General features: G+C 55.7%; 13 protein-coding genes. 7 read left to right on the forward strand and 6 right to left on the reverse strand.

The genetic code is table 11. The annotated features are described in order from the left end of the window. Positions 1–9: 9 nt before the first annotated feature. Both CFT68_RS12635 and priA read left to right on the forward strand, forming a co-directional pair. A complete protein-coding gene (locus CFT68_RS12635; protein WP_088843921.1) occupies positions 10–2415 on the forward strand; it encodes a GSCFA domain-containing protein in 2406 nt (801 codons plus the stop codon). Between the two features lie 339 nt (positions 2416–2754). Then, positions 2755–5298, forward strand: a complete 2544-nt coding sequence (gene priA, locus CFT68_RS12640; RefSeq protein WP_088843922.1) for a replication restart helicase PriA — start codon at positions 2755–2757, stop codon at positions 5296–5298. Between the two features lie 61 nt (positions 5299–5359). Here priA and CFT68_RS12645 read toward each other — a convergent pair whose 3' ends face one another. Together CFT68_RS12645 and CFT68_RS21960 are read right to left on the reverse strand one after the other, a co-directional pair. Continuing rightward, a complete protein-coding gene (locus tag CFT68_RS12645) occupies positions 5360–5767 on the reverse strand; it encodes a hypothetical protein (RefSeq protein ID WP_088843923.1) in 408 nt (135 codons plus the stop codon). Between the two features lie 349 nt (positions 5768–6116). Next, positions 6117–6686 carry a hypothetical protein gene (locus tag CFT68_RS21960; RefSeq protein WP_088843924.1) on the reverse strand — a complete coding sequence of 190 codons (570 nt, stop codon included), beginning with the start codon at positions 6684–6686 and terminating at the stop codon, positions 6117–6119. A 228-nt stretch (positions 6687–6914) separates the two neighbouring features. Here CFT68_RS21960 and CFT68_RS12655 point away from each other — a divergent pair, with 228 nt between their 5' ends. The 3 genes from CFT68_RS12655 (at position 6915) to CFT68_RS12665 (ending at position 9463) form a co-directional block, all read left to right on the forward strand. After that, positions 6915–7694 carry a class I SAM-dependent methyltransferase gene (locus CFT68_RS12655; RefSeq protein WP_088843925.1) on the forward strand — a complete coding sequence of 260 codons (780 nt, stop codon included), beginning with the start codon at positions 6915–6917 and terminating at the stop codon, positions 7692–7694. Between the two features lie 48 nt (positions 7695–7742). Continuing rightward, positions 7743–8981 (forward strand): S-adenosylmethionine:tRNA ribosyltransferase-isomerase, encoded by a 1239-nt coding sequence (locus tag CFT68_RS12660; protein ID WP_088843926.1) that lies wholly within the window; start codon positions 7743–7745, stop codon positions 8979–8981. 128 nt (positions 8982–9109) lie between these two features. Then, on the forward strand, positions 9110–9463 hold the full coding sequence (locus CFT68_RS12665) for a hypothetical protein (RefSeq protein WP_088843927.1): 354 nt from the start codon (positions 9110–9112) through the stop codon (positions 9461–9463). 74 nt (positions 9464–9537) lie between these two features. On the opposite strand, the gene CFT68_RS12670 is transcribed toward CFT68_RS12665, so the two are convergent. Beyond that, on the reverse strand, positions 9538–12108 hold the full coding sequence (locus tag CFT68_RS12670) for a M14 family metallopeptidase (RefSeq protein ID WP_088845068.1): 2571 nt from the start codon (positions 12106–12108) through the stop codon (positions 9538–9540). Positions 12109–12342: 234 nt separating this feature from the next. On the opposite strand from CFT68_RS12670, the gene CFT68_RS12675 reads away from it, so the two are divergent. Beyond that, positions 12343–14280: a CocE/NonD family hydrolase gene (locus CFT68_RS12675; RefSeq protein ID WP_088843928.1), complete on the forward strand. Its 1938-nt coding sequence runs from the start codon at positions 12343–12345 to the stop codon at positions 14278–14280. A gap of 82 nt (positions 14281–14362) precedes the next feature. Here CFT68_RS12675 and CFT68_RS12680 read toward each other — a convergent pair whose 3' ends face one another. Next, positions 14363–14623 (reverse strand): hypothetical protein, encoded by a 261-nt coding sequence (locus CFT68_RS12680; RefSeq protein WP_212590413.1) that lies wholly within the window; start codon positions 14621–14623, stop codon positions 14363–14365. Between the two features lie 151 nt (positions 14624–14774). Between CFT68_RS12680 and CFT68_RS12685 the strand changes: the two genes are divergently transcribed. Next, complete coding sequence (locus CFT68_RS12685) at positions 14775–15257, forward strand: hypothetical protein (RefSeq protein ID WP_088843929.1); 483 nt, start codon at positions 14775–14777, stop codon at positions 15255–15257. 110 nt (positions 15258–15367) lie between these two features. Here the strand turns inward: CFT68_RS12685 and CFT68_RS12690 are convergent, their stop codons facing one another. Together CFT68_RS12690 and CFT68_RS12695 are read right to left on the reverse strand one after the other, a co-directional pair. Then, on the reverse strand, positions 15368–16777 hold the full coding sequence (locus CFT68_RS12690) for a RagB/SusD family nutrient uptake outer membrane protein (RefSeq protein WP_088843930.1): 1410 nt from the start codon (positions 16775–16777) through the stop codon (positions 15368–15370). Positions 16778–16797: 20 nt separating this feature from the next. Then, positions 16798–19764: a SusC/RagA family TonB-linked outer membrane protein gene (locus CFT68_RS12695; protein WP_088843931.1), complete on the reverse strand. Its 2967-nt coding sequence runs from the start codon at positions 19762–19764 to the stop codon at positions 16798–16800. Positions 19765–20084 lie beyond the last annotated feature (320 nt).

Below are 20084 nucleotides of genomic sequence, written 5' to 3' on the forward strand. Positions count from 1 at the left end.
CAAGGAGAAATGTTTCGCACTGAACTACCACTTACCCCTCATCCACAGCAGCTGCCGCCTACCGCGCGGGTGCTGACGATAGGCTCATGCTTTTCGGATTCTATTGGAAACCGCCTGTCTGATTATAAGGTGGCAACACTCGTTAATCCTTTTGGCACTGTTTTCAACCCGATTTCTGCGTGCAAACTGCTGCGAGCAGCCGCAGGAGAAGATATAGACTGGCAACAACACGTAGTAGAAGCTCGTGGCCGCTGGCAGAGCTATGACCTGCATGCCACATTAGGTGCTGATTCGCCGGTTGAGTTACTTCAGCACATTCAGCGCCTCGTTCGCGATACCGGGGTGTTTCTGGCTACCGCGGATGCGGTAGTGCTGACCTTAGGTACTGCCTTCGCCTACCGGCTTCAGGACACGCAGGAGATTATCAGCAATTGCCATAAACTTCCGGCTGATAAATTCGAGAAAGAGCTACTATCAGCGGATGAGATTATTGCTGCAGTAGCCGAAACGCATGCTTATCTGCGGCGTATTAATCCGCGCTTGCGCTTTATTCTGACGGTGAGCCCCGTTCGGCATCTGAAGGAAACGTTAGCGCTTAGCTCTGTCAGCAAATCGATGCTGCGGGTGGCCTGCCACTACCTGAGCGAGCTGCTGCCTGATGTTTCGTACTTCCCGGCCTACGAGTTGTTGCTGGATGATTTGCGAGATTATCGTTTTTATGCAGCGGATATGCTGCATCCTTCCGACGTGGCGGAAAACTACATCTGGGAGCGATTCACGCGTACGTATTTCGATACAGCTTTTGGCCGTTTCAAAAAGGAGTGGGAAAGCATTCGTCAGGCTCTCAATCATCGGCCGCTATACATTGCAGCTCCTGAGCACCGGCAGTTCCTGGAGGGGACCTTAGCGCGGCTGCAGCGCTTGAGCACGCAAGCTGACGTGCGAATGGAGTTGCTCCATATAGAAAAAGAACTGGCCACTTTACCTTTACCTCCTCCCCCACCCTTACCCGAGCCCGATGAGGACGAGGACGAGAACTTTCTCGAGGAGGAAGCCGCTGAAATTGAAGAAGCAGATGACTCCCAGGCAAGGTTACTCAGCCAAGGCAGTGGCTTGTTGACGGAAGCCGACGACGAGGAGTATGAGCAGCAGGAAGAGCTTACGGCTAGCCCTGAGGTGGCCTACGAGTCAGCTTACTCCGGTGAAGAATTGGAATACGCCGACGAGGAAGACCTGCTTACGGAGCAGACTTCTTCCATCGATGGAGAATCAGACCAAGATCTGCCCGTCCGCAAAAAGAAGCGTCGTTCGAGAGGAGGTGCTAAGCGCAGCAAGCGTAAGGCTGCCCGTTTAGCGGCAGAGGCAGAACCGTCTGGAGTGGACTCAGCGACTGAAATCACTGCTGTAGGCCACCCCACACCTGATCCGGGTGAGCACGGTGCTGAAAACGACGAAGATGTTAGCACAACCGAAGGCATCACGTATATATCGGAAGCTGAACTGTTCGGAACTGTTTCCAAGCTTCCTTCTGAAGGAATTGCTACCCCGGCTGTACAGGCAGAGCCTCAGTCTGTTTCGGTGTCGGCACCGGAAATCATTCGTGCTAATGAGGATGCCCGAGGCTCTTCTATCCAAGAAACGCGGCAGCGCAACCGACCGGAAAGGCAGCCTCGGCAGCAGGGAAACCGCGACCCGCGCCGTGGTAATCGGCAGCCATTGTATGCGGTGCCCGCTACCGACGAAGCTGCGGCTATGCTCACGGAAACACCTCCGACAGGCCTAGAAGCACCGCTCGTACAATCCGCAACGGAGTTACAAGACCCGACTGTAGCTTCGGCTCCTGCTACTACACCTCCTGTCGCTAAAAGCCGCAGCCGTAGTCGTGGTGGAGCCGGCCGCAACCGTGGCAACGCGGGCAAAGACCGGGTAGCTCAGGCAGCGGAGTCGGCTGCAGCCGTAGGCTCGGTAAGTGCTACGCCTGTTGTGGAAGTCCAGCCAATCGCAACACCCGTAGCACCTACTCCGGTGGTGCCCGAACCTGCTGTGCCCGTTGTGGCGAAAGCTCGTCCGAAACGCGCGCCACGTAAGGCAGCTGTGCAGCCGACGCCGGAATCCCCTGTGATACTTCCAACCGAAGTTTTGCCAGTGGCCCCTGCTGAAAACACTGGCGCTACTCCCAAAAAGCGGCCGGCCCGGAAAGCAACCCCTAAGGCTACCGAAGCAACTGCACCCGCTGCTTCTGCTGATACGGCAGCTCCGGCATCCAAGAAAGCACCAAGCCGTAAAAAGGCAGTTCCCGTTGCACCCGCTGCAGAGGCAGAACCAGCGGCAGCAAAGGCCGCACCAGCTCCCCGCCGTGCTAGGCCACCCCGGCGTAAGCCAGCAACCGACAGCAGTTCTGAGGAAACGACGTAAACTGGCCTAGTGGGCAACCCAGGTTTTCCAGCGCAAAGCGGATTCCCTTGGCTGTTCTTTTTGAAGAAGTGCGGAAACCCGGCCCCCAAGAGTCGGGTTTTCTGTTTTGTTCTTATTCGCGGTTAATGCCGACCCCCTCCTCTTGCTTTCAGGAATCGATCAGTTCAGTAAACCAGCCCCTCATAGCGTTTGGCTGTTGGCAGGCAGCAGGGTGGCCTAGAAAGCGCCCTATGCCAAACCAACTATATAGAACTGGCCTAGGACCAAATCTGAACAGGGCTTCTATTCATTGAAGCTGGTCGGCTATCTTTACTATTCGCTTTCTGTTTCTGATTTCTTTTGAGCCTCACGTTTGACTTTGTTCAGCCGCAGCCGGAACCGGCCGCCGACCGCGTTACGCTATTTGCGGACGTTATTCTGCCGTTGCCGCTGCCTAAGCTCTACACCTACCGCGTTCCGTTTGAGCTGAATGATCAAGTGGTAATTGGGGGACGCGTAATTGTACAGTTTGGGGCTAAAAAGACGCTGAGCTGCATTGTGGCGGCCGTGCACGAAACGCCGCCCGCCAACTACCAGGCCAAGTACATTCTGGAGTTCATCGACGATGCGCCCGTCGTGACGCAGCCGCAGCTGAAGCTGTTCCGTTGGATGGCCGATTATTACCTCTGCACACTGGGCGAGGTGATTAATGCCGCTTTGCCGGCCGCTCTCAAGCTTAGCTCCGAGAGCCGCGTGCAGCTGCACCCAGCTTTCGAGACCGAAACGAACCCTTACCCACTGAGTGAGCAGGAGCAGAAGATTGTAGAGGCGCTAAGCACCGGCGAGGAAGGTAAGTCGATGACCTTCACTGAGATTGGCGAGCTGCTGGGCATTGCTTCTTTCCATAAGTACATCAAGTCGTTGATGCAGAAGGATGTGGTGTTCCTGTTTGAGCACATGTCTGATAAGTACTCACCCAAGGTGGTGAAAAAGGTGCGTCTGGCCCACCGGTATGTGGCCGAAGCTGCATTGGAGCAGCTTTTCGCCCAGTTGGCCGGCAAGGCCAAGCAGTTGGATGTGCTGATGCGCTATCTGCAGCGCGTTCCCGTGTATCAGAATGAGCACTCCAACCACAAGGGCATGGAGAAGGCAGCCCTGACCAGCGCCCCGCACCTCTCCCCTTCGGCGGTAAATACGCTCATCAAAAACGGTATTCTGGAGCAGTTTGATGTGATTGTGTCGCGCTTTCCAATGGAAGACGATGAGGTGGCCAACATGCACTTCACGCTGAGTGAGGCACAAATGGAAGCCCACACCGATATCATGCGGCAGTTTCAGACCCAGGATATTGTGCTGCTCCACGGCGTGACAGGTGCCGGCAAAACAGAAATCTATATCGACCTGATTCGGCAGGCGCTGGAAAGCGGCGGTCAGGTGCTGTACCTGCTGCCCGAAATTGCCCTTACAGCTCAAATTGTGACGCGCCTGATGCGCGTGTTTGGCTCACGACTGGGCGTATATCACTCAAAATTCTCGGATAACGAGCGGGTGGAAGTGTGGAACGGCGTCCTATCCGGCCGGTTTCAGGTGGTGGTAGGCGTACGCTCCTCTGTGTTTCTGCCCTTCGATAACCTCTCCTTGCTGATTGTAGACGAGGAGCACGAATCGAGCTACAAGCAGTACGACCCGGCCCCGCGCTACAACGCCCGCGAGGTGGCCCTGATGATGGCCAACTTCCAGGGTGCCAAAACGCTGTTGGGCTCGGCCACGCCTTCCGTGGAAACCTACTACCAGACGCGCACCGGGCGCTATGGGCTGGTTTCGCTCACGAAACGCTTTGGTGAGGCAGGCCTACCGGAAATTGAACTGGTAGATACGCGTAAGTCGCGGGAGCAGAAAACCATGCTTAACCACTTCACGCCGGAGCTGATGCAGGAAATGGAGCGTAAGCTGGCCGCCAAGGAGCAGGTGATTTTGTTCCAGAATCGCCGCGGCTACGCGCCCTTCATCAATTGCCTTGATTGTGGCTGGATTCCGAAGTGTAAGAACTGCGCCGTAAGCCTGAGCTACCACAAGCACGCCCACGAACTGCGCTGCCACTACTGCGGCTACCACGACCGGATGCCTGTGGAATGCCCGGCCTGTGGCTCCCGCAACATTAAAACCGTAGGTTTCGGCACTGAAAAGCTGGAAGACGACCTGAAGATTATGCTGCCCGAGGCCAGCGTGCAGCGCATGGACCTGGACACTACCCGCGCCAAAAACTCGTATCAGCAGATTATTTCTGACTTCGAGAAGCAGACGACCAACGTGCTGGTAGGCACCCAAATGGTAACCAAGGGCCTTGACTTTGCCAATGTGAGCTTGGTGGGCATCATTAACGCCGACAGTATCATTCACTACCCCGACTTCCGGGCGCACGAGCGCGCTTTCCAGATGTTTGTGCAAGTGAGCGGGCGGGCGGGCCGCAAGGGCAAGAAAGGCAAAGTCATCATCCAGACCGGCGACCCGCAGCAAGTCATCTTCGACAAGGTGATTCGCAACGACTACCTGGAATTTTACGAGTACGAGATTCTGCAGCGGCGCGAGCACGGTTACCCGCCGTTCATGCGTGTCATTCGGCTCACGGTAAAGCACATGGACCCGGTACTGGCCGAGAAAGCAGCTATTCTACTGACCCAGGAGCTCGTGGACCGGCTCGGGCGCGAGGCTGTGCTGGGTCCTGAGGCACCGTATATCTTCCGCATCCGGAATTTTTACCTCCAGGAAATCACGGTGAAGCTCAGCCGTGAGCATACCGTGGTGCGCGCTGCTAAAGCCGATATTCTGGAGTCCATTAACCTAGTGCGCGACCATAAGGATTTTAAGCAGGCCCGTATTGCGGCCGATGTGGACCCGATGTAATGCAAAGTGGCCTAGCACGTCTGGTTGACGGCTAGGCCACTTTAACTATAGTTAAGAGCTACTAGGCTTGTTTCTGGCGCCGGCGGGCAGTTTTGCCTCTGAAAAGCAGCATGGCTCCGCCAACAACGGCCAAGATAACACCCAGCGCTGCGATGGCTAATGGCTCAAAACCGGGTTCATCGGAATGTAACCCGCTAATGGTGGTGATTCCGCCCGCTAGTACTAACACTCCACCTGCTATATGTGCCGCTTGCGTAACCCCAAACTGGCGCGGAACCTCTGCCTGCTTCTGCTGAAGCAGCGTATCAGGTGATTGTGCTTGTAGGCCAGTAATTGGGCGAAGAGCATGGTACGGTGCGGCGCCTTGGTCCATTTTAACGGCTCCGTCTTCTGCCGCCTGCGGGCGTGAGGTAGTTAGCAGGAACGGCTGCGCAGCAACAGAGGCAACAAGCGCTTCGGGCTCTTCCATCACTGGCCTAGCAGGTGCTGAGGCGGTTGAAACAGTACCAAAGCCACCGGCTGCTGGTAGTGCGGAATAGGTAGTTTGGCAACTTGTGAGCAAACCAACGCCTAGCATAACAAGACTGGTGGTATGTAATAGATAGTTTTTGGGCACAGTCTAAGAAGAGTAGATAAGAAAGTAAACAAGCACATCGGCTATGGAAAGCGTTATATAGTAGCGCTACTGCAGGTATGGTACTAAAATAACTCAAGGCAAGATAGAATAAGAACCCGACTATATAGTGGAGCTTAGAAACAAAACGACCCCAACTGCCTGCGCAATTGGGGTCGTTTTAGTAAAAGCGAAAACGGTAGGCCTATACTTCGTCGAGGAGGCCTAGCACGATGAATACGATACCAATGATGGCAATAACGGTACCCAGGATTGGGACGATAATGCCAACCAGAATACCGATTAGCAGCAGGATGATACCCAGCTTGATGTTGCGGCTGATGGCGTTAGCATCCTTTTTGGAAGCAACTTCCGATTTCTTGTTCACCTGTGCTTTCTCAGCAAGCTTGTCGGCTTTCTTGGCTAGGCTGTGTACTAACGCCTTTTGTGCCAGCGTCAGCTTTGGAGCCGAAGTAGCAGCAGGAGCTTTTGCCGGTGCGCTGGCTACAGCAGCACGTTCAGCAGCAACGGGAGCAGGTGCGGCCTGTACGGGCGCAATTTCAGGCGCTACAGCCACATCCTGAGGCACTTCTGCAGTAGTAGCAACGGGTGCTTTGGCTGGAGCAGGAGTTACGATTACGCCGCGTTGCGTGCCATGATAGGCCGAAGAAGTTTTGGGCAGCATAGCGTACTCGGCACGGTTACAGCCAGTGAGAGCTACCGCTACAGCCGCTACGGCTGTCAGCTTGTGCAAGATTCCGGATAGGTGTTTCATGGAAAAGAAGTTTGAAGTGAATGGTAAGCAAACGGGATTTGTACGGGCTAAAGTAATAATAGGCGAGAATAAACAGGATTAAATCTGCTGATATGCTATAGTTAAAGACCTGAATATTGAAATAATGCAGCAGTAGGAATAGCATTTTGGGCTTCCCATGCGTTAGGTTTCGAACGCTTAGCGGCAATAGGCTGTTAACCCTAACGCCGTTTATCTGCCTCCGTGCCTATGCCTTTTCCCTTAGCTTCCTTCTTACGGGTGTGTACTGCCAGCGTCCTTTTGGCTCCTACGGCGTGCACCCAACCACTCTCGGAAAGCACTGCTGCTCAGCTATCTGAGTTTCAGCGCAGCAGTGTACCGGATAGCAGTGGCTATATGCGCCGGGCTCCTCAGGACCCCAACGGCATCGGGAAGTATTACTTGGGTCGCCAGATTGCGCATGTGATGGGCCATGAAGGCTCCGATTGGCTGGAGCGCTCCGACCGCCAACAGGAAGAGGGAACAGATATTCTATTGCGCGAATTGCAGCTTAAACCCACCGATGTGGTGGCCGACATTGGCGCCGGCACTGGCTTCTTCACTTTCCGGATGAGCCCGCTGGTGCCACAGGGCAAGGTACTGGCCGTAGATATTCAGCCGGAAATGCTGGCGTCTTTGCAGGCTACAAAGGCCAGTAGAAAAGCGGCTAATGTGGAAACCGTGCTCGGCACTACCAAAAACCCCAACCTGCCTGCCAATAGCGTAGACCTAGTGCTGATTGTGGATGCTTACCACGAATTCGACCATCCCAAGGAAATGATGCGGGCTATTCGCAATTCCCTGACGCCTAATGGTCGTGTAGCGCTGGTAGAATACCGCGCCGAAGATCCTAACGTCCCGATCAAGCGAATCCATAAGATGTCAGTAGCGCAGGCTGCCCGTGAAATGTCCGCGGCAGGGCTTGAACTAGCCGACACCATTGAGGCACTTCCTCAGCAACACCTGCTGATCTTCCGACGGGCGAAGTAACTGGCCTAGAGGCGGGGCAGAGTACGATAGTGGCGCTACCTTTGTGCTATGTTCGTTCCCGTTCCCCCCGATCCTCGCCAGCTTTCTATTCACGATTTCACGTATCAGCTCCCGCCAGAGCGCATTGCCCCCGAGCCCCTGGCCAACCGCGACCAGTCGAAGCTACTGCTTTACCAAGCGGGCGAGCTGACGGACCGGAGCTTTCAGGAGCTTCCCGGTTTGCTTCCTTCTGATTCGCTTCTGGTGTTTAACGACACCAAAGTAGTGCGGGCCCGGCTGTTTGCGCACAAGCCCACGGGTGGCATAGTAGAGCTTTTTTGCCTAGAGCCGGTGGCACCGCACAAAGCCATTGAGCCCGCTATGCAGCAAATTGAAAGCTGTATCTGGAAATGCTTGGTCGGGAATGGGAAGCGCTGGAAATCGGGGCCAGTGCTGCTGGAGTTTGAGGCAAACGGACAACCGGCTACTCTTACTGCCGAGCGTGTTGAACAAGGCGAAGGATATGCTCTGATTCGGTTTAGCTGGCAGCCGAGTGGCCTACCGTTCGCGGAAGTGCTGCGTGCGGCCGGCCACCTGCCCCTCCCTCCTTACCTCAACCGCGCCGATACGGAAGTAGATGCCGTACGTTACCAAACGGTGTATGCGGCCCACGAAGGTGCCGTGGCCGCTCCTACCGCTGGCCTACACTTCTCTGATGCCGTGCTGGCCGAGTTAGCGACCCTCCATATACCTTCGGCGCACGTAACGCTGCACGTGGGAGCCGGCACATTTCAGCCCGTAAAGGCCGACAACATGCTAGGCCACTCCATGCACGGCGAACCAATAAGCGTGACGGCCGCCACCCTGCGTCAGCTGCTGGAGCACCTGCCCAAGCCAATCATTCCTGTAGGTACCACCAGTCTCCGGACCCTGGAAAGCCTGTATTGGCTGGGCTCCCGCCTTCTTCAGCAAACTGATAGCGCGGCTCCTGAGTGGCATGTAGGCCAGTGGCAGCCCTATGAACCAGGGGCGGATGTATCGGCGGCTGATGCGTTACAGGCGCTGCTGCAGCACCTGGAAACTACCGGAGAGCAGGAGCTGCACGCCACCACACAGCTACTGATTGCGCCCGGCTATAAGTTCCGATTGGTGCGCGGCCTGATTACCAACTTTCATCAGCCGGAAAGCACCTTACTGCTGCTGGTAGCTGCCCTGATCGGGCCTAGTTGGCGCACGGTATATGAGCATGCGCTAGGCCACAACTACCGCTTCCTTAGCTACGGCGACAGCTCTTTGCTGCTTCCATAGCCATCAAATTCTGGTTGTAAACCAAGGCCCTAGCTCAACAGGTATGGCGTCAGTAGCTTCTGAAAACAACTTATTTTCAGGGCAGCGTATAAGGACACAGGTTTACTTTCCCAAACCTTTCCTTAGCCATGAAAAAGATACTAATGATAGCTGCTGCCTTCGCATTCTCGACGGCCGCTTTCGCCCAGGGCGATACTAAAACTGTAGCAAAAGACCAGACTACCGGCGCCAAAACGACCGTAACCACCCGCGACAACGGCACCATGAAAGTGGAGTCGCAGACGGGCCGCACGGAAGCTGGCGAGAAAATTCACAACACGAAAGAAGACGCTAAATACGCTGGCGAGAAAACCGGTAGCGCTGTAAAGCGTGGTGCCCAGAAGACGGGGCACGTAGTGAAAAAAGGCGCTAACAAAACCGGCCACGCCGTGAAAAAGGGCGCTAAAGCTGTGAAAAACAAAGCAGAAGACGTAGTAGATTAGTCTGCTCACAATTCATAAAAAAGCCCTGCCGTTTACACGGCAGGGCTTTTTTATTGCGCTATACCTAGCAGTGATTACTGGCCTACCATAAAAATGGCATTGCCAAACAGCAACTTACCACCCTGCCAAAAGGCCCGGAACAAGGGATTATCGGCGAGATACACCACTTGCCCGCGGCCCAGGTCCTGGGTTCCGATGACGAAGCTGTCGGTGAGCACGCGCTGGGCCTTGCGGCCCGCAAACCCAGCGGCATAGCTGTCCTTTTTGAGCACTCCTACGTTCCAGCCGCCCTTGGGCAGGAAGCGGTAGTTGGGCGTATCGCGCAGTAGGGCGTAGTAGGTGCTGCCGTAGCCGAAGGCCAACGGGTGCGTATTGTCCAGCTGTACCCGGTACACGCTGCCTTGCACCCGCTCCCCGATCTGCTCCCGCTCCGAATCGGCGTAGCGGCGTAGGGCGGTGTAAGGGCCTGCTTTTTTGGTAGCGGTGGTATCGGCTGGCTTTGCTTTAAGCAGGAAGTCCTTTTTGCCTGCCAGGAAGCGCGACGCTCCTTCTAGTGCAATAAGTTTTCCGCCGGCCCGCACCCAGTCTTTCACGTTCTCGAGAGTCCGCTCGGGCATTATCTCGGTGTAGTTGCCATCAGGCAGAATCAGGACATCAAATTTGGCGAGCGGAACCGTACTGAAATAATCCGTACCGAGTACCGTAACTGGGTAGCCCAGTTGCTGCTCAAAGAAGTGCCACACTTCCCCAAAAGCCGTGGCATCTACACCTGGACCAGCCAACAAAGCCACGTTTGGCTGACGGAGCGGGCGTACCGAGCGGGAACCCAGGTCGCCGCCAGTAGTAGAAAAGCCTGACTGCACAGCCTGCACCGTTACGCCCACCGAATCGGCTTGGGCCCGCACCAGCTGGTCTAACTTGTCGCCCAGCCCTTCATTTCCGGTGCGGGTGATGACCAATGTGCCTCGCTGATATTTCTGGCCTTCCGTCTCAAAGGGCTCCTCTGCCACGCGTGCTTTCACGCCTTGCTGCAGCAAGCGGCCCAGAAACTGTACATCGGAAAGGCTGTTCCAGCGAGCCAAGTACGCGTAAGGCTTGTCATTGGGCGCGGCGGCACTTCCTTTCACCGTAGCAGGTGCCGGCCGCGTAGCCGAGGCAGCTACTTGGTTTTTCAGCGCGTAAGCCTTCAATCCGAAAGCATAGGGCAACGACCAGGAAGTAAGGTCATAGGTCAGGGAATCCTCCAGCGTTGATTTCGGCTCAAACAGCACCTTCACCAGCGTCGATTTGGGCTGATACATGCTGATGACCACGTCATTGGCTTCAACCTGCACATTGTCGGTTTTGCCGGTGGTATAGTCGAAACCCTTGAGCTTGCTGCGCTTATTGGCATAGCCATAGCTGATCTGCTGACGGTCGAGGTATTGCGTGAGGGCGCGTACCTGGCCGGGGTCACCGCTGCCCGCCAGCACAAACGACTTGTACTCACCTTTAGGCTTAGTAGCGGCGTTGGTATAGAATGTCTGGAATTCCCTAATCAGGTCCGTATGTCGGTCGGAAGCCGCCTGAATAGTGGCCAGGCTGGTGGCGTGGTGGTGCGCAATGCGCTGTGCCAGCGTCAGGGTGTCGCCATCGGTTTTGGTGTAGCTGATGCCTGCCGGGCCGCCGCCGCCCTGCTCATAGGTCATACCGATAGCCCCGTTGAAAGAAGGCCAAGTGTCGCCGTAGAAAGGCGCAAACAGGTCGTAGGTTTCGCGGGTGAAGTAGAGCCAGTTGTTCTTGTCAAACACCTGCCGGTTGTAGTCGCCGATGATGTTCTGAAACTTGCGCTGCCACTCCGTGAGGTCGGCGTGGAACGGCTTGGCGGCCGGCGAGAAATAATACGGGTTGTTGGGCCCCATCTCGTGAAAGTCGGCATGTACCTGCGGCAGCCACTGGTTATAAACCACAATGCGCTGGCGGCTTTCCTGCTGCGTTTGCCAGGCCCAGTCGCGGTTCAGATCGAAATAATAGTGGTTGTAGCGCCCCCCAGGCCAGGGCTCCCGGTGCTCCCAGGAGTACGGCGAGGCATTAGCTTTCTGATTCCGCACGCGGTTGTACCACATGGCGTACCGGTCGCGGCCATCGGGGTTCACGCAGGGGTCGATGATGACCACCAAGTTCTGCAGCCACTGCTGCATTTGCTGGTTTTGGGGGTTGGCTAGGTCATACAGCACCTCCATCACGGCCTCCGACGACACCGCTTCGTTGCCGTGCACGTTGTAGCTCAGCCACACCACGGCCGGCTGTTGGCGCTGCACCGCGCCCTTCTCTAGGCCTGCCAGGCGGAGGTTGTTGTGCCGGATATTATCCAGCTGCTTCATGTTATCGGCGGTGGCCACGTACACCAGCTCCAGCGGCCGGTTTTCGTAGGTCTTGCCGTAGCGCTCCAGCTTCATCTGGCCGGGCGTGTGCTGCACTATGTGCTCTACATAGCGGAGAACTTCCGCATGGGGCGTAAACTGTGTCCCGAGCTTATAGCCTAGGAACTGAGCCGGGGTAAGCAAAGGGCCATCAGTGGTAGTGGCCGGCGTTTGGGCAAAGAGCCGAGGCGCCCAGAGCAGCAAGAGCAGCAGGCAGGCCGCCCGTAAGCGAGAGTATAGCACAATATGTGAGTTGGGCAGGCCGCAGCCCGCAGTGTACAAGTGGATACCAAAGAAAGCATAAAGAAGCGTTGTGTTAGCTAAAAAATACTGCTAAACCTGGCCTAGCTGAACAATTCGGCCCAAGTACTGACGCGGTAGGCCAGTAGCACGAACAACGCCGGAATAGTAACTCAACTGAATGTCTGCTGACGAATTGGAACTACATTAGGCTCGTTCTTCACCTACCCTTCCACTATGCCCTACTCTTTCCCGAAAGTTGCCGCCCTGAGTGGCCTACTGGTGGCCGGTTTATCCGGTGCCCACGCCCAAACTCCTGTTACCTATCCGCTGGCTTCTGAGGCTGAAAAAGCGCAGCTGGCGGTGGTACTAGCCGATACGGCTTACATCAAGGAGCGCTATACCAAAACAGAATATCAGATTCCGATGCGCGATGGGGTGAAGTTGTACACCATTGTGTACGCGCCCAACGATGCCAACAAGGTAAAGTACCCTATTCTGCTCAACCGTACCCCTTACGCTATTGGCCCCTACGGCCCCGGCAAATACAAGCTCAACCTGGGCCCCAGCAGCACGATGATGCATGAGGGATACATCTTCGCCTACCAGGATGTGCGTGGGCGATATATGTCGGAAGGAGAGTTTGTGGATGTGCGCCCCGAAAAGGACATGCACAAAGGCAAGAACGACATCGATGAAGGCACCGACACCTACGATACCATTGAGTGGCTTCTGAAGCACGGGCCCAAGAATAACGGCCGCGTAGGCCAGTGGGGCATCTCCTACCCCGGCTACTATACCGCTACTGGCCTACTGAGCCGCCACAAGGCCCTAAAGGCATCCTCACCGCAGGCCCCTATTGCCGACTGGTTCTGGGACGATTTTCACCACAACGGCGCGTTCTTCCTGCCGCACGCTTTCAACTTCCTGGCCTCCTTTGGGCTGGCCCGCCCCCAGCCCACGCCTACCGGCAACCCCGGCTTCAAGCACGGCACCCCCGATGGCTACGATTTTTTCCTGAAGATGGGTCCGCTGAAAAACGCTGATGCCAACTACTACAAAGGCAAAGTGGCCTTCTGGAACGAAATGGCCAGCCACCCCAACTACGACGAATTCTGGCAGGCCCGTAACCTACGCCCCCACCTCAAGAACCTCAACAAAGGCACCGCGGTGCTCACGGTTGGTGGCTTCAATGATGCCGAGGACCTGTTTGGCGCCCTGAAAACCTACGAAAGCATCGAGAAGCAAAACCCCGGCATGCGCAACGGCCTCGTGATGGGGCCGTGGGTACACGGTGGCTGGGCCCGCGGCACTGGCGAAATGGTAGGCAATGTGGCCTACGGCGAGTCGCCGTCGTTGTATTACCAGAAGCAGATTGAAGCGCCGTTCTTCAAATCATATCTGAAGGATGGCAAACCTGCCGCTACCCCCGAGGCTACCATCTTTGAAAGCGGCACCAACCGCTGGCGCAGCTTCGAAACCTGGCCGCCCAAAGAAGCCAAAGAGCGCACTTTGTACTTTCAGTCGGCCGGGAAAATCGGCTTCGAGAAGCCTGCCAGTGGCCTAGAGTACGACCAGTTCCTCAGCGACCCGGCTCACCCAGTGCCTTTCACCGAAGCTACGGCTACGGGCATGACCCGCGAGTACATGACCGACGACCAGCGCTTCGCCAGCCGCCGCCCCGACGTGCTGACCTACCAGACCGAAGCGCTTACCGAGGACATGACGCTGGCTGGCCCTATCGAGGCGCTGTTGCAGGTAGCCACCACCGGCACCGATGCCGACTGGGTAGTGAAGATTATTGATGTGTACCCCGACGATACGCCCAACAACCCCAGCACGAACCCCGCCGTGAAACTGGGCGGCTACCAGCAGATGGTTCGCTCCGAGGTGATGCGCGGTCGTTTCCGCAACAGCTTCTCCAAGCCCGAAGCCTTTGTACCGGAACAGGTAACGGCCGTGCCCTTCACGGTGCAGGACCTGTGCCACACCTTCCGGAAAGGACACCGCCTGATGGTGCAGGTGCAAAGCAGCTGGTTCCCGATTGTTGACCGCAACCCGCAGACCTTCGTACCCAATATTTTCGAGGCCGATGAGAAGGATTTCCAGGCCGCCACGCATCGGCTGTACCATTCGCCGGCGCATAGCTCGCAGCTCACGTTGCGCGTTCTGTAGGCCACTCTAAACAGGCTCGGGCCCTTAAAAACAAAGGAGACGCAATGCTGCGTCTCCTTTGTTTTTAAGGGCCCGAGCCTGTTTACATGCGAGGCACGTTATAGAAGTCCATTTCGCGCGGCTTTTCCTTAAGGTCATACAGTACACCTTCGGCCACTCCACGGCCAAATAAACTCAGGCCGGCATTAAACACGACCAAAGCCGCCGTACCGGCAGATACCCACTCGGTAGTAGAGGCACGGTTACGTTTTTTATCGGAAGCCCATTGGATCAGGCAGGCGCCTAGGCCAATTGTTAGCAGGCCGGCAGGGGCAAACGTGAGCCATTTTTCTTTGTGCGTCATAGGAGTGTACGGTTGATTCCGGAGCAGAAGTGTGGGAGATAATTCTGGGGTTGATCAGCCCTGCAGATACAATCGTACCTTTGCCCTCTAATGTTTCGCCTAGGCCAGTTTCTTTTTGCGGCTATAGGCCACCCGCTGTTTTTTGCTTGCTATGCCTTCTGCTTACGAACAACTTTTGCAAGCTGCCTTCCCGGTAGCCGCCGATGCTTCCCGCTTTCTGCAGGCCTCTACGATAGAGGCCTACACGGCTTTCCAGAAAGCCCCCCAGGCTGATATTGCTTTCCGCTTTGAGCGCGTGCGCCTGGGCGTTGCGCTGGCCCTGATGAAGCTGCTGGCCGACCTCGGCGATCATGAGGAAAGCCGCCGGGTGATGGATGTGCTGCATCGCGCCCTCAAAGCCCGCTCCGTTGCCGAGATTGATGCCACCATTACTAAAGAGGCCAAGGTGTTTGAGAAGCTCTACACCAACCTCTACGTGAATGAGGATGGCGAGCAGCTGCTAGGCCTATTTGAGCGCACCCTCGATGCCGACACGCAGCCCCTCATGGAGGAAGTCATTCAGGAAGCCTTGTACCTCTCATCAGAGCTCGATTTCAGCCAAGATGAAGACGATGAGGACGAAGATAAAAACTAACCTAGTGGCCTAGCCACCTTGCACTCCCATTGAACTCCCAAGCCACTATAAACAAAAAGGCCGCAACGAATATCGTTGCGGCCTTTTTGTTTGAGCACTATTGTCAAAACCTAGTAACCAGGGTTCTGCACCAGTGTAGTATTCACGTTCGTTTCCCGGAAAGGAATCGGCAGCACCAGACGGTCGCTGGTGATGGGGTACGTGGTAGCGGGGTTGCTGCCGGTAGCTGGGATAAAGATATCCGTGCCCGTACGCTTCAGGTCATGAAGGCGGAAACCCTCGAAGGCCAGTTCCAACTGACGCTCCCGCAGAATAGAAGCCAGAGAGAGTTGAGCTGCTGTCAGGGGCGTAGCGCCCGAACGGTTACGAATGCGGTTGATGTCAGCTAGGGCCGTAACCAAATCACCGGCCCGGAAAGCTGCTTCAGCCCGGATCAAGTACATTTCAGCTAAGCGGATAACTGGAATATTCTGACCGTAGGTGGTGTATTTGCCCGAGCGCAGTACACCGGCACGGGTACCAGTACCTACGTACAACAGCTGAGATTCACCCCGAGCATCCGTAGGGCCATACTGTGCCGCGAAGGCTGGCAACACACGAATATCACCACGGCCAAGCTGGCCGATGCTGGCGAAGTGCGTAGCTAGGCCACTGTTGGAAGTACCAGCATTGTTCTGGTCGTTCTGCTGAATTTCCAGCAGCGTCTCCGACGTGTTACGCCCCGTGAAAACCGACTGCAGCGTCGGCGACAAGGTTTTGCCGCTATTCTTAATCACGTCATCGGCCATGAGGCCAGCCTGCACAAAATTGCTTTGCTGCAGGTACACGCGTGCCAACAAGGCCTTAGCGGTATAGCTGGATGCGCGAGTGCCGTTAGACTTTGGCAACAAATCAATAGCAGCCTTCAAGTCCGTAATAACCTGCGCGTATACCTGCTCTACTGTAGCACGAGGGGTCAGTACGGAGGCTTGCTCTACCGTTTTCACGGGCACCAGGTTAATGGGCACGCCCAATTGCGTGTTATTTCCACCCGCTTGGTACTGCTTGGCATACAGGCGCACCAGCTCAAAGTGCATATCGGCCCGAATAAAGCGAGCCTCGCCTTCGTACTGAGACTTCAGATCTTCATCAGTTACAACTGGCAGAGCATCAATGATCAGGTTGGCCAGGTTGATGGCCTGATACGATGCGCGCCAGATGCCTTCGGCCGTAGCATTCTGCGCATTCGTGCTGCGCAAAGCCAACTGGCGATAGTTTGCGAAGGAGCCCTGGAAAGAGATGTAGTTGTCTACGGCCATCAGCTCTGGCACCAAAATAAGGTCGGTACCGTAGAGGTTCGGCGAATCCAGACGGGCGTACATCCCTACCACGGCGCTGCCTACTTTATCCTCGGAGTTGAGAGCAGTAGTAGCATCTACCGATTGAAAAGGATCAATATCAAGCTGCTTGTCGCAAGCCACCAAACCCAGGCTGAGGCCCAGAGCAATAGCGACGGCAGAACGAGAGAATATGGTTTTCATCAGAAAATAAAATCAGAAAGTTAGAAACCCACGTTGATACCAGCCAGGAAGGTCTTGGCCAGCGGCGGCGTGTAGAAGTCGTGACCGATGAGGTAGTTAGCAGCTCCGAAAGCAGCTGTGTTTACCTCTGGATCGTAGCCATCATAGTTCGTTAGAGTGAACAGGTTCTGTGCTGACACATACACCCGTACCGACGCTATGCTGCCTTTCTTCACCAGGTCCTGGGGCAGGTTGTAGCCCAGGGTCACGTTCTTCACCCGGAAGAATGAGCCACCGGTTACCCAACGCGAAGACACTTGCGTACCGTTGCCGGCATACAGGCGCGGCTGTGGCACATTCGTGTTGCGGTTGTCAGGCGTCCAGTAGTTCAGCTGGTCAACAGTCTGGTTATCGAAATAGTCCCCGTTTACTGACTGATACAGACCGGCTGCGTTGTAGATATCATTTCCATACACAAACTGGCCTAGCACGCTCAAATCAACACCTTTGAACGACAGGTTGTTGGTGATACCACCCGTGTATTTCGGGTTGGGGTCGCCTACAATCTGCAGAGCGGCAGTAGCAGCGTTGCTGGTGGTCGAGCCATCGGCGGCGTAGTACAGCGCATCACCGTTTTCAGGATCTACACCGGCATACTTGCGGCCGTAGAATACCCCGATCGGCTGGCCTTCGCGCACGCTACCCAGGTACTGGCTCTGGATAGGAGCAGCCAGCGACGTTACCTTGTTGCGGTTGAACGATACGTTGAAGTTGGTGCTCCATTTAAACTCACCATCCAGGTTGCGCGTGTTCAAGGACACTTCCAGACCACGGTTCCGTAGTGAGCCTACGTTTTCCGTTACGCTGGTGTAGCCATTGCTGTACGAAAGCGGGCGGCTTAGCAGCAGCTCGCTGGTTTTCTTCTCATACACATCCACTTCACCCGAAATGCGGTTGTCGAAGAAGCCAAACTCCAGACCGATGTCGGTTTGGGCTGTGTTTTCCCAGCTCAGGTTGGGGTTGCCTACTACAGTGCTTGGTACAATACCCGCCTGATCGGCGTAGGCCAGTGCACCATACAGGTTGCGTGAGGCGAAGTTGCCGATTTCGGCGTTACCCGTCAGGCCGTAGCTGGCCCGCAGTTTCAGCAGGTTCAGGATGGTGTTATCCTTCAGGAAAGCTTCTTCTGAAATAATCCAGCCCACCGAGCCCGCGCCGAACGTACCATAACGGTTGTTGGCACCGAAGCGCGAAGATCCGTCGCGGCGTACGCTACCCGAAATCAGGTACTTGCCCTGGAAACCATAGTTTACACGAGCGAAATACGATACGAAGGAGAATCCATCGCGCACGGAACCCGAACCAGCCGTTTTGATAGCGGCGCTGGCCACTCTCGTAAACTCTGGGTTCGGGAAGCCCCGGCCTTCCGCTGACGTTTCCTGCGCATCTGAGCGCTGGAACGAGAAACCGGCCAGTGCTTCAATGGAGTGGTCCTCACCGATGGTTTTGAGGTAGGTGGCGGTGTTGTTGGTGGTGTAGTTGATTACCTGGACCTGGTTGCTGTAGCCGTAGCCGGTGTTGCCACCATCCTGCGTGCCAGCGGCCCGGTAGATGTTTTCGTTCAGGTTCAGGAAGTCGGCGCCGGCTTCGGTGCGCAGCGTCAGATCCTTAATTGGTTTATAGTTCAGGTTGACGTTGCTGAACGAGCGATACGTACCAGCGCGGTTAGATCCTTTCTCCAGATCCAACAGGTTGTTGTAGTACAGCGTATTCTGGTTCAGCTGGCCCGTGGCAGGGTCAATTTTGGGCTGCAAAGGCGGCAGTGCATTCAGCTGAACGGGGTTCGAGAAGGCGTTGTCGTTTGGCGTCCGGTCGTTCACGGAGCGCGTCAAGGACAGGTTGAGGCCTACGCGCAGCTTCTCCGTGATAGAGTGGTCTAGGTTAATACGGGCGCTGCCCCGGCGGTAGCGGTTGCCGATGATGATACCGGTCTGGTCGTTGAAGGTCGTGCTCAGGTAGAAACGCGTCTTGGCGTCGCCGCCGCTCACGTTCAGATCGTACTGCGACACTTTGCCTTTGCGGAAAGGCTCGTCGCTCCAGCTCTGGTCGTAGGGCGAATCGTAGTCGAGGCCATTGCCTTCGAACTCTTCTCGGGCATCGTAGCCTTCATTTTCGGCAGCTACCGTAAACAGCGCTTTGTACTGCTCAGCGTTCAGGAACTTCCGACGACGAGTAGTTTCGCTGGTACCTACATAGTAGCCCAGGTTCACCTTGGTCTGGCCCTGGCGGCCCTGCTTGGTAGTTACCAACACAACGCCGTTGGAAGCACGCGAACCGTAGATAGCCGAAGAAGCAGCATCTTTCAGAATCGTAATCGACTCGATGTCGTTCGGGTTCAGGTCGGCCAGCGGGTTCAGAGGTTCCGTGTCAGAGCCTACGTCCTGCGACGTTACCGGAATCCCGTCGATTACATACAGTGGCTGGTTGGAAGCCGTAACCGACGAAGAGCCACGAACCCGGATTTGCACGCCAGCACCCAGCTTACCCGAGGTCTGGTTGATTTGCACACCCGGCGTACGGCCCTGTATGGCCTGCTCGAAGCTAACAGTAGGCACGTTCTGTACGTCCTTGCTGCTGAGCTGCGTAACCGAGCCGGTTACTTCTGACTTGGTTTGGCTACCGTAGCCCACAACTACCGCTTCGCCGAGCTCTGTAGCATTGCTTTTCAGCGTGACGGGCAAGGAGGTACGGTCGCCTAGTACCACATTCTGGGTTTCAAATCCAATTGAGCTAAGAACCAGAGTAGCTCCCGGCTGAACCGAGAGAGAGAATCCACCATTGGCATCGGTGCTGGTGCCGTTGGTAGTACCACGCTCCAGCACCGTTACGCCAGGCAGGCCCGTGCCGCTGGCATCCGTTACGCGCCCCGTTACGGCGCGCGTCTGGGCCACTGCAGTCGAAGCAAATGCCAATCCGCAGGTGAGAGGAATGAGGAAATGTTGTTTCATACAATCTAGACCTGTAGGCCGATTAGAGTGAAAATTGACCAGCAAAAAAACGCTGGTACTGTAAAGTAAAAGAAGGATATCCTCTACTGATTGCAGTTCGCAAATTAAGGACAAACCTAGGAAAGCCGCCACTTATTTCAAGATTCCCTTTTTTTTCAGGGGTTTATCGTGAAATTCGTAACTAAAGCAAATTACACTATTCGTCTAATACTTTTAGTTTTACTACCGGCATAAGTTATTCTTTAGCATTTTCCGACCCAAAACTGCCTGTTGCCAGCCCACATCGGCATAGCTACCGCTTTAGCTCTGCCTAGGCCACT

It is taken from the genome of Hymenobacter gelipurpurascens (assembly GCF_900187375.1).
GTDB classification, from domain to species: Bacteria; Bacteroidota; Bacteroidia; order Cytophagales; family Hymenobacteraceae; genus Hymenobacter; species Hymenobacter gelipurpurascens.